This window comes from Thermosynechococcus sp. NK55a, from assembly GCF_000505665.1.
Classification (GTDB): domain Bacteria; phylum Cyanobacteriota; class Cyanobacteriia; order Thermosynechococcales; family Thermosynechococcaceae; genus Thermosynechococcus.
Map to the genome: position 1 here is coordinate 2486786 of NC_023033.1, position 18476 is coordinate 2505261.

General features: G+C 54.3%; 13 protein-coding genes. 6 read left to right on the plus strand and 7 right to left on the minus strand.

Translation table 11 applies throughout. The features are described 5' to 3' along the window. The first annotated feature begins 161 nt into the window (after positions 1–161). The 3 genes from NK55_RS12055 (at position 162) to NK55_RS12065 (ending at position 4538) form a co-directional block, all read left to right on the plus strand. Positions 162–1130: a protochlorophyllide reductase gene (locus NK55_RS12055; protein WP_041429327.1), complete on the plus strand. Its 969-nt coding sequence runs from the start codon at positions 162–164 to the stop codon at positions 1128–1130. A 79-nt stretch (positions 1131–1209) separates the two neighbouring features. Further along, on the plus strand, positions 1210–2652 hold the full coding sequence (gene gndA / locus NK55_RS12060) for an NADP-dependent phosphogluconate dehydrogenase (RefSeq protein ID WP_024125968.1): 1443 nt from the start codon (positions 1210–1212) through the stop codon (positions 2650–2652). 77 nt (positions 2653–2729) lie between these two features. Continuing rightward, entirely contained in the window at positions 2730–4538 is a 1809-nt protein-coding gene (locus tag NK55_RS12065) for an ABC transporter ATP-binding protein (protein ID WP_051372908.1), read from the plus strand. On the opposite strand, the gene glgB is transcribed toward NK55_RS12065, so the two are convergent. The 4 genes from glgB to NK55_RS12085 all read right to left on the minus strand — a co-directional run bounded on the left by glgB (position 4535) and on the right by NK55_RS12085 (position 9438). Further along, entirely contained in the window at positions 4535–6835 is a 2301-nt protein-coding gene (gene glgB / locus NK55_RS12070) for a 1,4-alpha-glucan branching enzyme (protein ID WP_024125970.1), read from the minus strand. The two genes, NK55_RS12065 and glgB, sit on opposite strands and share 4 nt — an antisense overlap. A gap of 83 nt (positions 6836–6918) precedes the next feature. Beyond that, entirely contained in the window at positions 6919–8016 is a 1098-nt protein-coding gene (locus tag NK55_RS12075; protein ID WP_024125971.1) for a quinone-dependent dihydroorotate dehydrogenase, read from the minus strand. Between the two features lie 50 nt (positions 8017–8066). Beyond that, positions 8067–8609: a hypothetical protein gene (locus NK55_RS13725; protein WP_024125972.1), complete on the minus strand. Its 543-nt coding sequence runs from the start codon at positions 8607–8609 to the stop codon at positions 8067–8069. Positions 8610–8751: 142 nt separating this feature from the next. Further along, complete coding sequence (locus NK55_RS12085; RefSeq protein ID WP_024125973.1) at positions 8752–9438, minus strand: energy-coupling factor ABC transporter ATP-binding protein; 687 nt, start codon at positions 9436–9438, stop codon at positions 8752–8754. A 63-nt stretch (positions 9439–9501) separates the two neighbouring features. On the opposite strand from NK55_RS12085, the gene NK55_RS12090 reads away from it, so the two are divergent. Further along, the gene (locus NK55_RS12090) at positions 9502–11652 is read left to right on the plus strand and encodes an HAD-IIB family hydrolase (RefSeq protein WP_024125974.1); all 2151 of its coding nucleotides are present in this window, start codon (positions 9502–9504) and stop codon (positions 11650–11652) included. A 47-nt stretch (positions 11653–11699) separates the two neighbouring features. Here NK55_RS12090 and NK55_RS12590 read toward each other — a convergent pair whose 3' ends face one another. Both NK55_RS12590 and NK55_RS12100 read right to left on the minus strand, forming a co-directional pair. Beyond that, a complete protein-coding gene (locus NK55_RS12590) occupies positions 11700–13739 on the minus strand; it encodes a putative PEP-binding protein (protein WP_024125975.1) in 2040 nt (679 codons plus the stop codon). A gap of 62 nt (positions 13740–13801) precedes the next feature. Next, positions 13802–16033 (minus strand): bifunctional (p)ppGpp synthetase/guanosine-3',5'-bis(diphosphate) 3'-pyrophosphohydrolase, encoded by a 2232-nt coding sequence (locus tag NK55_RS12100; protein ID WP_041429968.1) that lies wholly within the window; start codon positions 16031–16033, stop codon positions 13802–13804. 227 nt (positions 16034–16260) lie between these two features. Here NK55_RS12100 and NK55_RS12105 point away from each other — a divergent pair, with 227 nt between their 5' ends. After that, entirely contained in the window at positions 16261–16935 is a 675-nt protein-coding gene (locus tag NK55_RS12105; protein ID WP_041429328.1) for a hypothetical protein, read from the plus strand. Here the strand turns inward: NK55_RS12105 and purE are convergent. Next, positions 16910–17431 (minus strand): 5-(carboxyamino)imidazole ribonucleotide mutase, encoded by a 522-nt coding sequence (purE, locus tag NK55_RS12110; protein ID WP_024125978.1) that lies wholly within the window; start codon positions 17429–17431, stop codon positions 16910–16912. The two genes, NK55_RS12105 and purE, sit on opposite strands and share 26 nt — an antisense overlap. A 78-nt stretch (positions 17432–17509) precedes the next feature. Between purE and queG the strand changes: the two genes are divergently transcribed. Then, a complete protein-coding gene (queG, locus tag NK55_RS12115) occupies positions 17510–18439 on the plus strand; it encodes a tRNA epoxyqueuosine(34) reductase QueG (RefSeq protein WP_041429330.1) in 930 nt (309 codons plus the stop codon). Positions 18440–18476: the final 37 nt, after the last annotated feature.

Here is an 18476-nt window from a genome sequence, read left to right on the forward strand (position 1 = left end):
AATCCTAAAAATAGGCAAAAGGCAAGCTAGATACAAAACTTGATTAACTATCGAGTCCATTTATTAAGTAACTGTAAATGATCGCTGGGGGTGCTCCTAGGGGGCGATCGCTTCTATGGCAGGATCAATAGCGACGTTACCGCAGGTATGCCACAGAACCTATGAGTGATCAGCCACGCCCAACGGTCATAATTACGGGTGCATCCTCTGGAGTGGGATTGTATGCTACCAAAGCCTTAGCCAATCGGGGCTGGCACGTTGTTATGGCCTGCCGCAATCTTGAAAAAGCTGAGAAAACGGCCAAGGACATGCAGATTCCACCGGAGGCCTACAGCATTTTGCATTTGGACTTGTCTTCCTTAGCTAGCGTGCGCGGCTTCGTTGAGTCATTTCGGGCATTGAATCGCCCCCTGCGGGCTCTTGTCTGCAATGCTGCCGTCTATTATCCGCTGCTTAAGGAACCCATCTACAGTGTGGATGGCTATGAAATGACGGTAGCCACCAATCACTTGGGGCATTTTCTTTTGATCAATCTCTTGCTAGAAGACTTGAAAAATTCTCCCGAAAGCGATAAGCGCTTGGTGATTCTCGGTACGGTGACGGCCAACCGCAAAGAATTCGGCGGGAAAATTCCCATTCCGGCCCCCCCTGATTTGGGGAACCTCGAGGGCTTTGAAAAGGGCTTTAAGAAACCCATTGCCATGATTAACGGTAAGCCCTTCAAATCGGGCAAGGCCTACAAAGACAGTAAGCTCTGCAATATGCTAACGGCACGGGAACTGCATCGTCGCTTCCACGAGAGCACCGGAATTGTTTTTAGTTCCCTTTACCCGGGTTGTGTGGCCGACACGCCTCTGTTTCGCCACCACTTCCCCCTCTTTCAGAAGCTCTTCCCCCTCTTTCAAAAGTACATTACGGGTGGTTATGTTAGCCAAGAAACAGCGGGGGAGCGGGTAGCAATGGTCGTGGCAGACCCTGACTTTCGTCAGTCGGGGGTGCACTGGAGCTGGGGGAATCGCCAAAAAGAAGGCCGCAAAGCCTTTGTCCAAGAACTCTCGGCAGAGGGCAGCGATGAGCAAAAAGCCCGCCGTCTTTGGGAGTTGAGCGAAAAACTGGTGGGATTGGCCTAAAAGTTAATACCTTCTTCCATTCCACTGGCTGAGCTTGCCGCTATGGTGGAAGTGATCCTTGCCATTGCAGGACGGATGTATGTCACAGCAAGATTTCGGCGTTATTGGCCTCGCCGTCATGGGGGAAAACCTTGCCCTCAATGTGGAGCGCAATGGATTTTCCGTGGCGGTTTATAATCGCACACCCGCCCGCACCGAAGCTTTCATGGCCGAACGAGCCGCAGGCCGTCGCTTCAAGGCTACCTATAGTCTTGAGGAATTGGTTGCCTCCCTGTCGCGGCCGCGCCGCATTTTGGCAATGGTCAAAGCAGGGCAACCTGTGGATGATCTGATCCAGCAGCTCAAGCCCCTCCTTGAACCCGGCGATATCCTCATTGATGGTGGCAACTCCCTCTATACCGATACCGAACGCCGCGTTGCCGAAATGGAGGCGGCGGGACTTTGCTTTTTTGGTATGGGGGTCAGCGGTGGTGAAGAGGGTGCCCTCAATGGCCCAAGTCTCATGCCTGGCGGCAGTCGTGAAGCCTACCAAGCCCTCGAACCCATTCTCACCAAAATTGCAGCGCAAGTGGATGATGGCCCCTGTGTCACTTACATTGGACCAGGGGGGTCGGGTCACTTTGTCAAGATGGTGCACAACGGTATTGAGTATGGCGATATGCAGCTCATTGCCGAGGCCTATGACCTACTAAAAAACCTTCTTGGCCTTAATCACCAGCAACTCCATGAGGTCTTCAAAAGCTGGAATGAAACCCCTGAACTTAACTCATTTTTGATTGAAATTACCAGCCAGATTTTCACCTATATTGACCCAGAAACCCATTTGCCCCTTGTGGATGTGATTGTGGATGCGGCAGGTCAAAAGGGAACTGGTCGCTGGACGGTGGAAAGTGCTCTTGAGATGGGGGTGGCGATTCCAACCATTGCCGCTGCCGTGAATGCTCGCATCATGTCCTCTATCAAGGCCGAACGGATGGCGGCTGCCCAAGTGCTCCCTGGTCCTGCGGCTCACTTTAGCGGCAATGCCGAAGAATTCATTGCCAAAATTCGCGATGCCCTCTACTGCTCGAAGATCTGCTCCTATGCCCAAGGCATGGCCCTGATTGCCAAAGGCTCCCAGGAACTCTTTGATAACCAACTGAACCTGAGTGAGATTGCCCGCATTTGGAAAGGGGGCTGCATTATTCGGGCTGGCTTCCTGAATAAGATTAAGCAGGCCTACGGCGAAAATCCTCAATTGGCCAATTTGCTGCTGGCGCCGGAGTTTCGCCAGACCATCTTGGATAAGCAGGCGGCGTGGCGGGAGGTTTTGGTGGAAGCGACCCGTGCGGGGATTGCTGTACCCGCCTTTGGTGCCTCCCTAGAATACTTCGATAGCTATCGGCGCGATCGCCTGCCCCAAAATCTCACCCAAGCGCAGCGGGACTTCTTTGGTGCCCATACCTACGAGCGAATCGATAAACCGGGAACCTTCCATACGGAGTGGGTACCGATTCGGGAGGCGGGCAAAGCTTCTGTTTGAGAGGCAGGCAGTAGATTGCAGACGTAGTCCCCCAAGTGGACAGTTCTTTAGCCTATCTTAAGAATGAGGCGAGCTATCTGCTTGCTGCCGATTGTCCTGCACTTTGGGGAGACCAAGAAGCCTTGCATCCGTTTCTACGACTCCTACACCACAGCCAGCGCTACCAACGCCAAGTGGGGTTTGCCTCCCTCTCCTCTATCCTGAATAAAATTTTTGATCTGGCTCCCCCCGTTCTGATTGGGATTGCTGTGGATTTAGTGGTGAAGCGGCAGGATTCCCTCTTTGCTCGCTGGGGGCTAGCAAGCTTTGAGCAGCAACTCTTGACCTTAGCGGGTCTATCGTTTGTGATTTGGAGCTTGGAGTCGCTCTTTGAGTATGCCTATGCCCGCAGTTGGCGCAATTTAGCCCAGCAGATCCAACACGACCTGCGCCTTGAGACCTATGCCCATGTCCAAGAAATGGATTTGGCCTTTTTTGAGGAGCGCAGCAGTGGGGTATTGCTCTCGATTCTCAATGATGACATTAACCAACTGGAGCGATTTTTGGATGGCGGTGCCAATGAGGTGTTGCAGGTAACAACCACCGTCTTTGTTATTGGTGGCATTTTCTTTTATTTGGCACCCAATGTCGCAATCTGGGGAATGCTGCCGATGCCCCTGATTCTCTGGGGGTCGGTGATCTTTCAGCGGCGACTGGCACCTCGCTATGCAGAGGTGCGGGAAAAGGCGGGACTCCTCAATGAACGCTTGGCCAACAATATTACGGGCATTCAAACGATCAAGAGCTTTACGGCTGAGCTCTACGAACTGGAGCGCCTGCGCTGGGACAGTGAAGCCTACCAACAGAGTAATCGCCGCGCCATTCGCCTCAGTGCTGCCTACATTCCATTGATCCGCTTTGTGATTCTATTTGGTTTTACGGGAACCTTGGTACTGGGGGGCTTTGCTGCTTTTCAGGGACGCTTGGATGTGGGGGCCTATAGCACGATGGTCTATCTGATTCAACGCTTGCTCTGGCCGCTGACCCGTTTGGGGGAAACACTGGATCAGTATCAACGAGCCATGGCCTCAACGCAGCGGGTGCTGAATTTACTGGAAACGCCGATCGCGATTTGTCCGGGCGATCGCCCCCTTGATCCGCACCATGTCAAAGGGGAGGTACGTTTTGAAGCGGTCGGCTTTGCCTATGCTGGCCGTGCCTCCGTGCTGAAAAATGTGAGCTTACACGTCCCTGCAGGTCAAACGATCGCCATTGTCGGCTCCACGGGATCCGGCAAAAGTACCCTTGTGAAATTGTTACTGCGATTCTATGAAGTCCAAGAGGGGTGCATTCTCCTTGATGGCGTGGATATTCGCGAGTATCGCCTGCGGGATTTGCGCAGAGCCATTGGCTGGGTGAGCCAAGATGTCTTTCTCTTCCACGGCACCGTGTTTGAAAACATTGCCTATGGCAGTCCGGAGGCAACCCGTTCTGAGGTGATCCGGGCAGCAAAACTGGCTGAAGCCCATGACTTCATTGAGCAACTGCCCCAGGGCTATGACACGGTGGTGGGGGAGCGGGGCCAAAAACTCTCCGGTGGTCAGCGGCAACGGCTGGCGATCGCCCGTGCCCTTCTCAAAGATCCGCCGATTCTGGTGCTCGATGAAGCCACATCTGCCGTGGATAACGAAACCGAAGCTGCCATCCAGCGATCGCTAGCCCAGATTACTGCCCATCGCACCACCATTGCCATTGCCCACCGCCTCTCCACCATTCGCCACGCCAACTGCATCTATGTCCTTGAGGGAGGTGAAATTGTGGAGCAGGGGACCCACGAAGCCCTCCTGGCTCAGCAGGGGGTTTATTACAGCCTTTGGCAAGTCCAAGCAGGAATTCTGGAAACTTAGGACTTAAGGTTATAGCGGGCCCGCTCCGCCGCCGTCTTCTCACGATCCAGTTTCAAAATCAGCACCGCCAAGGGGGGCAAACACAGATCAAGGGAATAGCGGCGGTTGTGGTAGGGCCACTCATCCGCCCACTTGCCGCCTAAGTTACCCATATTGCTGCCGCCATACTCGCGGGCATCACTGTTAAACAATTCCCTATAGAAACCATGCTCCGGCACCCCGATACGATAGTGGCTATGGGGCTGTGGTGTAAAGTTACAGACGACAACGACAAAATCTTGGTAGTCCTTGTCCCAGCGGATGAAGGACACAACGCTATGGCGGTTGTCACTACAGTCAATCCACTCAAAGCCCTCCTGTTTGAAATCTTGGGTATAGAGGGCCGGTTGGGAACGGTAGAGGTGATTCAGATCTTGAAAGAAGCGTTTGGTTTGCTGATGGGGCTCGTATTGTAGCAGGTGCCACTCCAGATCGCTCCAGACATTCCACTCGCTCCATTGGGCAAACTCCATCCCCATAAACATGGTTTTCTTGCCGGGGTGGGTGAACATATAGGCAAACAAACAGCGCAGGTTCGCAAATTTCTGCCAGCGATCGCCCGGCATTTTGCCAATAATGTGACTCTTGCCGTGGACCACCTCATCGTGGGAAAGGGCCAGCATGAAGTTCTCGCTGTGGTGGTACCACATACTGAAGGTGACATTGTTGTGATGGAACTGGCGGAACCACGGATCCATGCTGAAGTAGTCAAGCATATCGTGCATCCAACCCATGTTCCACTTCAGGTTAAAGCCCAATCCCCCCATGTAGGTCGGCCAGGAGACCATCGGCCAGGCTGTTGACTCCTCAGCAATCGACAGAATCCCCGGAAAGTAGCTAAAGATCACGTGGTTGACTTGGCGCAGGAAGTTGGCCGCTTCTAAATTCTCCCGTCCACCGTATTCATTGGGTACCCACTCTCCCTCCTTGCGGCCATAGTCGAGATAGAGCATCGAGGCCACGGCATCCACGCGAATACCGTCAATGTGGTACTTGTCAAACCAAAAGAGGGCATTGGCCACCAGAAAATTGCGCACTTCGTGGCGACCATAGTTAAAGACTAGGGTGCCCCATTCCTTGTGTTCGCCCTTGCGGGGATCCGCGTGTTCGTACAGATGGGTGCCATCAAAGAACGCCAGCCCATGGCCGTCCTTGGGAAAGTGCCCCGGTACCCAATCGACAATGACGCCAATGCCGTTTTGGTGGCACTGATCCACGAAATACATAAAGTCGTGGGGACTGCCATAGCGGGATGTGGGGGCATAGTAGCCAGTCACTTGGTAGCCCCAAGAGCCATCGAAGGGATGCTCAGCAACGGGCAAAAGTTCAATGTGGGTGTAGCCCAATTCCTTGACGTAGGGAATAAGTTTGGCCGCCAATTCACGATAGGTGAGAAAGCGTGCCCAGGGCTTGAGTTCTGCCACCTGTACGGGTTCTTGGGGTTGGCCATCGGCCCCAATGGGGGGATCCTCCATGGAGGCATGGAGCCACGATCCGAGGTGCACCTCATAGACAGAAATCGGTTGGGTAAGGGGGTCGGTGTGGCGCCGTTTTTCTAGCCAGTCGTTGTCGCCCCATTGGTAGCTATTGAGGTCGGTGACAATGGAAGCAGTCTTGGGACGCGGTTCTTGGTAGAAGCCGTAGGGATCTGATTTTTCGTAGATGTGGCCCTCTTGGTTCTTAATTTCGTACTTATAGTGCTCGCCGACACCCAACCCGGGGATAAAGAGTTCCCAGATGCCATTGCCCCGTCGTGCCATTTGGTGTTTGCGGCCATCCCAGTGGTTAAAGTTACCAATGACAGAGACATTGCGGGCATTCGGTGCCCAGACGGCGAAATACACCCCCGCGACGCCATCGACTGTGAGCAGGTGTGCCCCTAGTTTTTCATAGATGCGGTGGTGATTACCCTCGGCAAAGAGATGAACATCAAAATCCGTCAGCTTTGGAGAGCGGAAGGCATAGGGGTCATAGATAACCCGCTCGTGGCCATTTTCGCAGATTTTTAGTTGGTAGTTATTGAGTTCTGCTACGGGAATATGGCACTCGAAGAAGTGGGGGTGGTGCACCGACGTCATCGGATATTCTTGCCGCTGCTCGGGACAGAGGACACTCACCCGCTCGGCATTCGGTAAGTAGGCACGTACCGCCCACACGGATTGGCCATTTTCCTGAATCTGATGACATCCCAAAATTTCAAAGGGATCGTGGTGCTGGTTGGAAACAATGCGGTCAATCTGCTCGGGCGAAACGGTCATATTTTTATACTTTCGTAAAATATAGGGACAATACTATAGAAAAGTTAACAATCAGAATGCTCCCCTTGACAAGGGTATGGAGGCTATTTCTCTGGTTTCTCTGGATCGGCTGCGTGGGCTAAGAGTCCTTTGAGTAGCTCCCGCAATAGGCTCGGTCCTTGGTAAATCCAACCGGTGTAGAGTTGCACTAGTGTTGCACCGGCCGCCAGTTTTTCAATGACATCCTCGGGCGTGAAAATCCCCCCTACCCCAATGATCGGCAGAGTGCCTTGGGTCTGCTTGTGGATAAAGCGAATCACGGCGGTAGCGCGATCGCGCAAAGGGGCGCCACTGAGACCGCCGGCCTCCGCCGCGGGCGATCGCCCCGTCTGAGGAATAGTCTGGCTTTTCAGCCCCTCCCGTGCCACGGTGGTATTGGTGGCTACAATCCCGGCAAGTTCATAGGCCTGCAGGAGATCAAGAATGGCAGCAATCTGTTCCCAACTCAAATCGGGGGCAATTTTCAGCAGCAGGGGCTTGCGGGGGTGATTGGCGGTTTGGAGCGTTTCCAAAATGGGTTCCAGTTGTTCCTTGGCTTGCAGGTCCCGCAGTCCCGGTGTGTTGGGCGAACTCACATTAATCACGAAATAATCCCCCAGGGGATGGAGGCGGCGAAAACTGGCTAAGTAATCCTCTTTGGCGGCCTCCAAAGGGGTAATTTTTGATTTGCCTAGGTTAATGCCGATGGGAATATTGGGTGGGGGCGATCGCTCTAAGGAGGCAGCCATCGCCTCTGCCCCAGCATTATTAAACCCCATGCGATTGATGACAGCGCGATCGGCCCCTAGGCGAAAGAGGCGCGGCCGAGGATTGCCCGGCTGCGGATGCCACGTAACGGTGCCCAATTCAGCAAAGCCAAAGCCAAAGGCCGACCAGACACTGCGGGCAACCCCATTCTTATCAAACCCCGCTGCCAAACCGATGGGGTTCGGAAAGCGCAACCCCCACACCTGCCGCTCTAGGCGGGGGTCTGAAAGGGCATACCGTTGCTGGAGTTGTTGCCGTAGCCAAGTGCCTAGGGAACGATCTTGATTGAGCCACCCACAGAGAGAGATAAACTGCTGATGCAAAAATTCTGGATCCGCCTGCAACCCAGAAAAAAGCAGTGGCCGCAGCAGGTGCCGATAGGGATCAATGGCCATCTAAACTGCCACTGCCTCACCTAAAAGGGCAAACTGGCAACACGGTCACCCTAGTCCAGATAGCCCATGAGGACAGGGGAATCATCAATGATATTGGAGGCAATGGGACGCTCTCCAGCGGAATAGTAGGTTTCAGCAATGTGTAGGCCACTGGTGGTAATCGGACGAATGCCCATCCAATTCACTGTCTCAACAATTTCAAAGTCATCCGCCGCCACTGGCCGCACCCCCATGATGTTGAGGGTTTCAACCACCCGGAAATTGGTTGCCACAATGGGGCGAATACCAGCGGAGTTGATGCTGTCGTAGATTTGCAGGCCACTGCTGAGCACAGGCCGCTCACCGGCATCTTTGATCATGTGCACCACTTGCACCGGACTGGCCTCAATGGGGCGTAGGCCGGCACTATTAAAGGTTTGCCACACCACAATGTCACTGGCTTGGGTGGTGCCGGCGGGGGCAAGCGCCGTTTTTTCGGCGAGGGAGACCATTTGACCGCTATTTTCCTTGGTGGGCGGATTGCTGCGACGGGCGGGACGACCAGCTTTGGCTGTGGGTTCTTCGGGGGGTGGGGTTTGGGGGGGTTCAGTCATGGCGATCGCTCCTAATGCAACAGTTCAATCCTACAGGTGAATTCCTATGCAAGTATTCTATATCTTTAGTTTTTGATCATAGCAGCCAAAGCAGGGGCCAGCGGTTTGAAAAATCGCTTTTGGTGAAGGAACGGTTGGCTCTTCAAGCGTGCAGCAGAGGAATCATATCGGTGGGTGCCCCTTGGCCAATCACTTTGCCGCGATCGAGAACAATGGCACCATCCGCTTGCGCTAGTTCATCGAGGCGATGGGTGACCCACAGCGCCGTCATCCCTTGAGTGTTGACCAGTTGGCGCACATAGCCCAAGAGTTCCCGCTGGCTATCGGGGTCAAGGAGTGCCGTGGGTTCATCGAGCAACAGCACCCGGCAATGGCGAGCAATCGCCCCGGCAATAGCTACCCGCTGTTTTTGGCCACCACTGAGGGCATAGATGGGACGGCGTTCTAACCCCTGTAAATTTACCGCTTGCAGAGCAGCACTGACGCGCTCACGCACCTGCCAATAGTTCAGAGCTTCACCATTGAGACTAAAGGCAATATCGGCACCCACACTCGGCATCACCAGTTGGTGATCGGGGTTCTGGAAGACAAAGCCAAGGGGCTGCTCTACATAGACTTCACCCCTTTGGGGCTGCAAAAGTCCCCCCAAAATACGCACCAGTGTTGACTTACCACTACCATTGCGGCCTAGGAGCATCCACAGTTGCCCCCGCGGGATTTCTAACGATACCTGATCCAGCACTAAAACCTCTGGCGACCAGCCAAAGGAGACCTCTTTGAGATGAATTGCTGTGGAGATTGCCGCCATGGGTTTTTGGACAATACTCATGGTTTTCGGTAGGGTGATGATGATCCCCAATTGGGTTGTTGGGCACCAAGTAAGGGAGCGGCTATGCAAGAGGAATTATACATTGTCCTCATCAGCATTCATGGTTTGATTCGGGGCGATCGCCTTGAACTGGGGCGAGATGCCGATACGGGAGGACAAACGCGCTATGTGGTCGAACTGGCAAAAACCCTTGCAGCCCATCCCCGTGTTGCACAAGTGGATTTGGTCACTCGTCTAATTCCCGATGCCAAGGTCAGTCCCGACTATGCCCAGCCCATTGAGCGAATTAGCGATCGCGCCCGCATTGTCCGTCTGGCCTGTGGTCCGCGCCGCTATTTGCGCAAAGAAGTGCTTTGGCCCTATCTAGATGTCTTTGCCGATGAACTGTTGCGCCATCTCCGCCAAAGTGGGCGCATGCCCGATGTCATCCACAGTCACTATGCCGATGCGGGTTATGTGGGCTGCCGTGTGGCTGGCTGGTTGGGGGTTCCCCTTGTGCACACTGGGCATTCCCTCGGACGGGTCAAGCAACAGCGACTCCTGGCCCAGGGCGGTAAACCCGATGCCCTTGAAGAGCAGTTTCACTTTACGACGCGCATCGAAGCCGAAGAACAAACCCTTGCCAGTGCCGCACTCATTATTGCCAGTACCCACCAGGAAGTCGAAGAGCAGTATCGCTTCTACGATCAATACGACCCGGCACGGATGGCCGTGATTCCACCGGGGGTAGATACCAGCCGCTTCTATCCAGCCCCGGTTCCAGCCGATTTACCGTTTCGCAAGGAATTGCGTCGCTTTTTGCTGGAGCCGGAAAAGCCCTTTATCTTTTGCCTCTCTCGACCAGTACCACGTAAGAATGTGGCTGCCCTGCTCAAGGTCTATGGCAGCGATCCCTTTTTGCAGGAGCGAGCAAATCTCGTTTTAGTTCTCGGCAATCGCACCGATATTAGCAAGATGGAGGCCAGCCCTCGCCAAGTATTGACGGAAGTCTTTTTGCTGGTGGATCGCTATGATCTCTATGGCAAAGTCGCCTATCCGAAAACCCACACGAGTGATGAAGTCCCCGATCTGTACCGTTTAGCCGCGCAGCAACGGGGGGTTTTTATCAATCCTGCGCTGACGGAACCCTTTGGCCTGACCCTCATTGAAGCGGCTGCCTGTGGATTGCCGATTTTGGCCACAGCGGATGGCGGGCCGCAGGAGATTATCCGCCACTGTCGCAATGGCTTGCTCTTTGATGCCCTTGATCTAGAAGCAATTCGCAGCGCTCTGCATCAAGCCTTTCAAAGCGATAGTCAGTGGCAGACTTGGGCAGACAATGGCCTGAAGGGGGTACAGGCCCACTACTCTTGGCGCAGTCATGTGGAGACGTATTTGCAGGCCCTTGATCAACTGGCGGCAAAATCGGTGTTGCCCGTGTTGAGTGTGCAACGGCAACCGCTTCAGTGCCAGACTCATCAACTGCCAACCACCCTGACACGGAACCGCCTGCTCACCCTCGAACGCCTGTTGATTAGTGATATTGACAATACCTTGATTGGCGATCGCGCGGCCCTTGAGCGACTATTAACCCTTCTCCAACGCCGTCCCGAAATGGGTTTTGGGGTGGCAACGGGGCGTCACCTAGAAATTACCCTAGAGGTGCTCCATGAATGGGGGGTGCCCATCCCCGATGTTTTAATTACATCCGTGGGCAGTGAAATTTACTATGGCCCGCACCTGGTTCCCGACACCAGTTGGCAGCAGCACATTAGCTATCGCTGGGAACCGCAGCGGGTCAGAGACACCCTCGCCGCTGTGGCCGGCCTAAGGCTGCAACCCCCTGAGAATCAACGCTCCCACAAAATTAGCTACAACGTTGACACCACTGTTCTCCCCAGCATTACACCAGTGCTGCGGCTGCTGCGGCAGCAGAAACTCCATTGTCGGCCGATTTTCTCCCACAATCAGTTCTTGGATATTTTGCCCCTACGTGCTTCCAAAGGCGATGCTCTGCGCTATCTGGCCCTGAAGTGGGGCTATCCGCTGCAAAAACTGTTGGTGGCTGGCGATTCTGGCAATGACGAGCAAATGCTGACGGGGAATACCCTTGCTGTTGTTGTGGGCAATCACAGTCCGGAATTGGAAAAGCTGCGCGATCGCCCCCACATTTACTTTGCCAAGGGTCACTATGCCCAAGGGATTCTGGAAGCCATTGAGCACTACGGCTTCTAAGCAGCCATCCAGTCAGATTCCCCAGGGGGATAGTCGGCAGAGGGGCCCTAGAGGTAACTCAACACTTGGCTAACCACTTCTGGGCTCACGGAAATACTGTCAAGGCCCAAGTCAATTAACCACGGCAGCCAATGGGGATAGCGGGCGGGGGCTTCACCACAAAGACTGCAGCCTAAATGATGCACTTTGGCGCCTTGAATCAGTTGGGCGATCGCCCCCCTAACGGCAGGATGGTCTTCATTTAATTCGGGTAGGGCCGTTTCGCGATCAATGCCCAAGAGCAGTTGGGTGAGATCATTGGTGCCAATTGTAATTCCCGCAACGCCAAGATGGGCTAGATCAGCCAGCAAAAATAGAATAGCCGGCACCTCCGCCATCACCCACAATTCCACACCCGCATTGAGTGTAAGACCATGCTCCGCAAGTGCTTTTTGACAGTAGACCACTTCACCGACACTGCGGACAAAGGGCAGAACAATGCGTAAAGGGCAGGTTTCTAAACGGTGGGCGATCGCCAGCGCCGACAGCTCCAAGTGAAATAGTTCCGGACAATGGGAATAGCGACTCACGCCCCGCAGCCCCCAATCTGTTTCCGGTTCAAAGCGATGTCCCCCCAACAGTTGCCGATAATCTGCTGGCCGTAAATCCAACGTGCGATAAAAGAGGGGACGGGGGGCGATCGCCCGCATAAATTCACCCAGGTGCTGCACCCAGCGATCGCGCAACTGCTCAGCTTCCCCTTGCTCCAACCAATGACAGGGATGGCGATGCTCCAAAAAAGCCAGTAACATCAGCTCTGAGCGCAACAGGCCAATGCCATCGCAGGGAAGCGATCGCAATAGTCGTAGGGCACTGACTTGACTCACATTGACCATGACCTGCAAGGGCAATTGCTTCACCGCCGGGGGTGAGGGCGTTTGCGGAAGGGGGGTAGCCACCACCGGCAATGGCTCTGGGGGCAGTTGATAGATAGCTCCCCGGTGACCATCAAGAAACAGTGTCATTCCCGAACGAATCTGCTGTGTGGCATTGGCCACATCCACCACCGCTGGCCGTCCCAATTCCCGTGCCAGAATTGCCCCATGGCTCGTTAGCCCTCCCTGCTCACAAATCACACCAACGGCAGCATTCACGAGGGGCAACCAGTGGGGAGGAATACTTTTGGTCACCAAAATCCGTCCAGCCACAGCAGCCGGGGCACAGGGGTCGGTGACCACAATGGCAGGGGCGATCGCCTGCCCTCCAGCAGCGGGAATTCCTTGCGCGAGTAGAGTATGCTCCACCGCCTGCGGCAAGGGGGCAACCGGCAGAGGCTCCGGCAAACACTGTCCCCACCAAACCTGTGTCTGGCTGCGATGCCAAAGCCAGAGATGGGACGCTGCCCCGCGACAGGCCTGCTGCAAGTGGTGCTCCTCTGCGGGCGTCAGCTCAATTCCCCTTGGGGACAGGGGAATGCCTTGATGGGGTAGAGCCACACCGCTGGCGATCGCCTTCAACGTTGGCTCCCTCCCTATCCACCAACCTGAAGCAACAATGGCACTTAGGGGGTAAAGCAAGATCACCCCCTTGAGCTGACAAAAATCCCATCCCTGCTGCCAATAGGTATAGAGATTCTTGGCTTGAACAAGGGCAGCAAAGGCAGCTTCGATCGCCTGATGACACAGGGGCAAACTGGGACGGTTTAAGACTGTGCCACGACCTAGCCCCCAAGGTAAGTCCACAGCACCCTGCCAAAGATAGGTGGTGAGAACCAGATGGGAGTCTCCCCCCTGTTGTTGCCAAAAGTGATGACACTCAGCAAAAATTGTTTCTAACTCTCCCACATCCAAGGGCGGTAATTGATCGGTCATCTCCAGAGCCAGTGCCTTGAAATCCGCCGCAGTGGGAGGTCGCTCCTGCCAGCGATCGCAGGCTGCTTGCCACAGGGGAATGGCGCCAGCGCGCAACTGTTGCCAGACACTAGTAGAAATCAACCACACAGGATGAGGCGGTGGCAAGACTTGTTGCGTCTTTTGCAGGGCAACCAACGTTGGGGAAAGGGCTTCCGCTGGGTACTGCTGTAGGGGTTCCAGAAGGAGTGATGTCACAAACGCATTTCCTTAATCGTCTCCTGAATCGTCCTTGGGGGGCTGGGAGCCGACGATCCTACCTAGGGAGAACTGACTTCCGTTGGCTGACGGCGGCGAATGTTGAGGACATCAGTGATTTTTCTAATTTGCGCCAAGATACGATCCAACTGCTTCGCATTCACAATATCAATACACAAATCAATAGTTGCCGTGCCCGTCGGATGCGTGTGGACATTGGCCCGCCGTACATTAATTTGATGATCGGTTAAACGGGTCAAAATATCCTTAAGAATACCGACGCGATCAATTACCTCAATTTGCACATCCACAGGGTAGGTTTGGGGACGGTGTGGATTGACTTTGGTATTCCAACTCACTGGAATCAGGCGATCGCTCGACACCGCCTCTAGGCTGCTACAGCCCTGCCGATGAATGGAAATACCCCGACTGCCCAGCGTCACCACGCCAATAATCGGCTCATCGGGCACAGGACAACAACAGCCAGCAATGTGATAAACCAAGCCCTCCACCCCTAGAATCGGGGAATCAGTGGGTTTGGTGGTCGCTGGTACACGGTTAACAGGGGCAGATTCCGAAGGCAGTTCCGGTGGGGTTGTCTCTGGACGTGCCAGGGTAATTGCCCGCAGCCGATTCACCACCAGATTCAGCGTGATTTCACCATAGCCCAGGGCCGCCACTAGGTCATCCACACTTTGGTAGTTGCTGCGCTCTGCCACCTGCTGCATTTGCGGTGACTTCAGGAGTGCTTCCAAACCGGCTTTGCCCAGTTCTTTCTCTAGTAACTCCCGTCCCCGTTGCAGGTTTTCATCGCGGCGCGATCGCTTGTACCACTGCCGAATACGATTGCGTGCCGTTGTTGTTTTAACAAAGTTCAACCAATCCAAACTGGGGTGAGCTGTTTTTTGAGTGAGAATTTCCACAATGTCGCCATTGCGCAGGGGGGTATCTAGGGGCACCATCCGACCATTCACCCGTGCCCCAGCACAGTGATTGCCGATATCGGTGTGAATACGGTAGGCAAAGTCAAGGGGCGTTGCCCCCTGTTGCAGGGCAAGGACATCCCCTTGGGGTGTAAAAACATAGACCTCCTTATCAAAGAGATCATCGCGAATGCTGTCAAGATACTCCTGCGCATCCTTGAGGTCATTTTGCCAATCCAGCAGTTGGCGTAGCCACGTAAATTTTTGATCTTGGACACTCCACTGCTGCGGCAAGGACTGACCTGTTTCTTTGTACTTCCAGTGGGCAGCAATTCCATACTCAGAGACATGGTGCATCGCCAAGGTGCGAATTTGCACCTCCAAGGGGCGCCCCCCGAGACCCATAACGACGGTGTGCAGCGATTGATACTGGTTGGGTTTGGGCAAGCTAATGTAGTCCTTGAACCGCCCCGGCACCGAAAGAAAACAGTCATGGACAACCGCAAGGGCACGATAGCACTCATCCTTTGTGGCTACAAGGATGCGAATGCCCGCTATATCATAGATTTCATGGAATTCTTTGTGCTGCCGCATCATTTTTTGGTAGATGCTGTAGAGGTGCTTGGGACGGCCGCTAATTTCTAGGTAGCCAAAGCCCATCCCCGATAACCGCTCTTGAAGAATTTGAATGGCCTGCTGCAGTTGTGCCTCGCGATTGGCGCGCTTTTCGGCCACCAATTCTTGAATGCGGCGGTAGGCCTCTGGCTCCAGGTACTTAAAGGCCAAATCCTCGAGCTCCCACTTGATCCGCCAGATCCCCAGGCGGTTGGCCAGGGGAGCAAAGACATCACGGGTTTCTTGGGCAATGGCATGGCGGCGATCTTCCGGCAGATACTCAAGGGTGCGCATATTATGCAGGCGATCGGCTAGCTTGACGACGATGACACGAATATCCTGCGCCATCGCCAAAAACATTCGCCGGAAACTTTCCGCTTGCCGCTCCGTTTTACTGGAGAAGTTAAATTTCGAGAGCTTGGTGACCCCTTCCACCAGTCGCCGCACCTCAGCACCAAAATTTGCTTCTAGCTCCTCTGCTGTAACAGCGGTATCCTCAATCACATCGTGGAGCAACCCCGCCGCCAAGAGGGCTGGCCCACCCCCTAAATCCCGCAAAATACTCGCCACTGCCACAGGATGGGCAATGTAGGGTTCCCCTGAAGCCCGCCGCTGTCCTTGGTGCAAGTCATAGGCAAATTGAAACGCTCGACAGACCAAATCATCCCCATTCTCAGGATTTGGATTTTGCAGGCACGTCGCTAACCAATCGGGTAATTCAATATCAGTCGGCAAGCTAGGTGCAAAAGCGTTCATGGCGGCAGGCGATCGGGAAAGCAGCACAATCAATTCGAGTACGTATATTTTACTTTAATTTCATCCCCAGCGCGGGGATGAACTAGAGCGCCAACGCTTCTTGCCCCCCTAATTTTTGGGGTTACGGGTTGATAAATTTCTTATCTCCCCTAACATGGCAACTAAGCACGTGAATCCCTCAGAGAAACAAGAGCAAAACAAGAACTATGGGAACCCCACTGACGCCAATGACTCGGCATTACATCCTGCGTTTGCTCAATCAAGGCAGCGATCCATTGGCGTGGCTAGAGCAGAATTTGGAAAAAGCAGCGCAGCATCGGGAGCAGGATATTCTTGCTCGCCTCGAATCTTTAGCTCCTGCAGAATTGGCAGCAGTGGAAATGATTGTGCGCCTGCACCGCTCCCTCAGTGGCACTGCCGCGGAGAATTTGGATGCCTCTGTGCAGCGAAAAAGCCTAGAACAAAAACTATTCCATATCTTGGGGGTGACGCCACCAACAGAGGTTGCGCCCTCTGAGATGATCGCCGCTTCTGCTGCTCAGGCTCCGCTGCAACTGGCTCAGGTGCTGGAGCACTTGAATCGCGTTAGCAAAGTAGCTCAAAAGTATCTAGGCAGTAGAATTGTTGCCAATTACTGGCGAGCCTCGCGCCCTCCTAGTAGCTGGTGTGCTGATTTCCTTGTCAGCGATGACGGTTCCATTACCTACCAGGGTGCTCTACCGCCTCAGCAGGTTTTGGTCAACTCAAGCCAACAGCAGCAGTTGGAAATGTGGTTAGTGAGTTTTGTCGATCAATGTTGCCGCATTCTCCCCCTCTTTAAACATAATCTGCAAAAAGCAAGGCTCTCGGATTCTTCCTTCCGATCTGAATCAGGGACTACTGCTGTTTCAGATAAGCGCTAGCCCCCAGTGTTTGCAGTTTTTCATTCTTGGCGCTCACAGTGGCTGCTAATTCTTGACGATAGGCAAGCACTTGCTCCAGCAACGTTGGATCATGACTGGCCAACAGTTGGACCGCCAATAGGCCTGCATTTTGGGCATTGCCAATGGCAACTGTTGCAACGGGAATCCCGGCCGGCATCTGCACAATTGAGTAGAGAGAGTCCACCCCCTGCAAATGGCGGCTCGGCACGGGTACGCCAATCACGGGCAGGGGGGTTAGGGAGGCTATCATGCCCGGTAAGTGAGCAGCGCCCCCGGCACCGGCAATAATGACTTTTAGACCTCGCTGATGGGCATTTTGAGCAAATTCCACCATGGCAAGAGGAGTGCGGTGGGCTGAGAGGATAGCGACTTCATGGGGAATGCCAAAGCGCTCACAAATGGCGATCGCCCCCTGCATGGTCGGCAAATCGGAATCACTGCCCATGACAATGGCAACCAGCGGTGTCTCTGCCATTCCTCCTGCTTACCCCCTCAACAAACGGTGCAACCTCATCCTACAGCCCTTTTCTGCGGAGCGAGATATGATTTCCCTATGGTGAGTGCTGCTGCGATTAAGGAATTTGCCCATCAGTTGGGGTTCCATCGGGTGGGGATTGTGGATTTGCGCACCTATACGGATGACCATCCTTCTGGAGTAGCTGCCCTCCAGCGCTGGTTAGCCCAAGGATTTCAAGCGGACATGGAATGGATGGCCAATCCGCGCCGACAGGAGATTCAAGCTGTCCTGCCGGGAGCGCGATCGATCATTGCCGTTGCCCTGAATTACTATCAGCCGCATCCCCAGCCCCCTCCTAAGGTGAAAATTGCCCGCTATGCCTGGGGGCGAGATTACCATCGGGTCTTGGGAAAACGCTTGCGAGCACTGGCGCAATGGCTTCAGTCCCAGGTACCTGAGATGAACTACCGTTGGTATGTGGATACCGGTCCTGTGCAGGACAAAGTTTGGGCAGAACAAGCAGGAATCGGTTGGATCGGCAAGCACAGCAATCTGATTTCACGGCAGTATGGCTCGTGGATTCTCTTGGGGGAATTAATTACCACCTTGGCGTTAACGGGCGATCGCCCCCACACGAATCACTGCGGCACCTGTACCCGCTGCTTGGCCGCCTGTCCCACCGGTGCCATCGTCGAACCCTATGTGGTGGATGCCAACCGCTGCATTGCCTACCACACGATTGAAAACCGTGCCCCCGAACTCCCCGCCGCAATTGCTGCTCACTTAGAAGGCTGGGTTGCCGGCTGTGACATTTGCCAAGAGGTGTGCCCGTGGAATCAACGCTTTGCCCAACCGACGGATGTGTCTGACTTTGGGGCGCGATCGCCCCTCCTCAACACTACAGCCGAAGAACTCGCTACCCTCAGCGAGCAAACGTGGGACGAGCTGACCCGCGGTTCGGCGCTGCGGCGAATCAAACCGGAACAATGGCGGCGCAATGCCCAAGCGGTGCTCTCTACTCGCTAGTATGATGATATCAATTAAGTGATTCAATCCTGAGGCT

Excerpts from the sequence above, each read along its gene's own strand:
- NK55_RS12085 (WP_024125973.1), bottom strand. The coding sequence starts at position 9,438 with ATGAGTATTGTCCAAAAACCCATGGCGGCAATCTCCACAGCAATTCAT.
- glgB (WP_024125970.1), bottom strand. The coding sequence starts at position 6,835 with ATGACCGTTTCGCCCGAGCAGATTGACCGCATTGTTTCCAACCAGCAC.
- NK55_RS12100 (WP_041429968.1), bottom strand. The coding sequence starts at position 16,033 with ATGAACGCTTTTGCACCTAGCTTGCCGACTGATATTGAATTACCCGAT.
- gndA (WP_024125968.1), top strand. The coding sequence starts at position 1,210 with ATGTCACAGCAAGATTTCGGCGTTATTGGCCTCGCCGTCATGGGGGAA.
- NK55_RS13725 (WP_024125972.1), bottom strand. The coding sequence starts at position 8,609 with ATGACTGAACCCCCCCAAACCCCACCCCCCGAAGAACCCACAGCCAAA.
- NK55_RS12090 (WP_024125974.1), top strand. The coding sequence starts at position 9,502 with ATGCAAGAGGAATTATACATTGTCCTCATCAGCATTCATGGTTTGATT.
- NK55_RS12075 (WP_024125971.1), bottom strand. The coding sequence starts at position 8,016 with ATGGCCATTGATCCCTATCGGCACCTGCTGCGGCCACTGCTTTTTTCT.
- NK55_RS12055 (WP_041429327.1), top strand. The coding sequence starts at position 162 with ATGAGTGATCAGCCACGCCCAACGGTCATAATTACGGGTGCATCCTCT.
- NK55_RS12105 (WP_041429328.1), top strand. The coding sequence starts at position 16,261 with ATGACTCGGCATTACATCCTGCGTTTGCTCAATCAAGGCAGCGATCCA.
- purE (WP_024125978.1), bottom strand. The coding sequence starts at position 17,431 with ATGGCAGAGACACCGCTGGTTGCCATTGTCATGGGCAGTGATTCCGAT.
- queG (WP_041429330.1), top strand. The coding sequence starts at position 17,510 with ATGGTGAGTGCTGCTGCGATTAAGGAATTTGCCCATCAGTTGGGGTTC.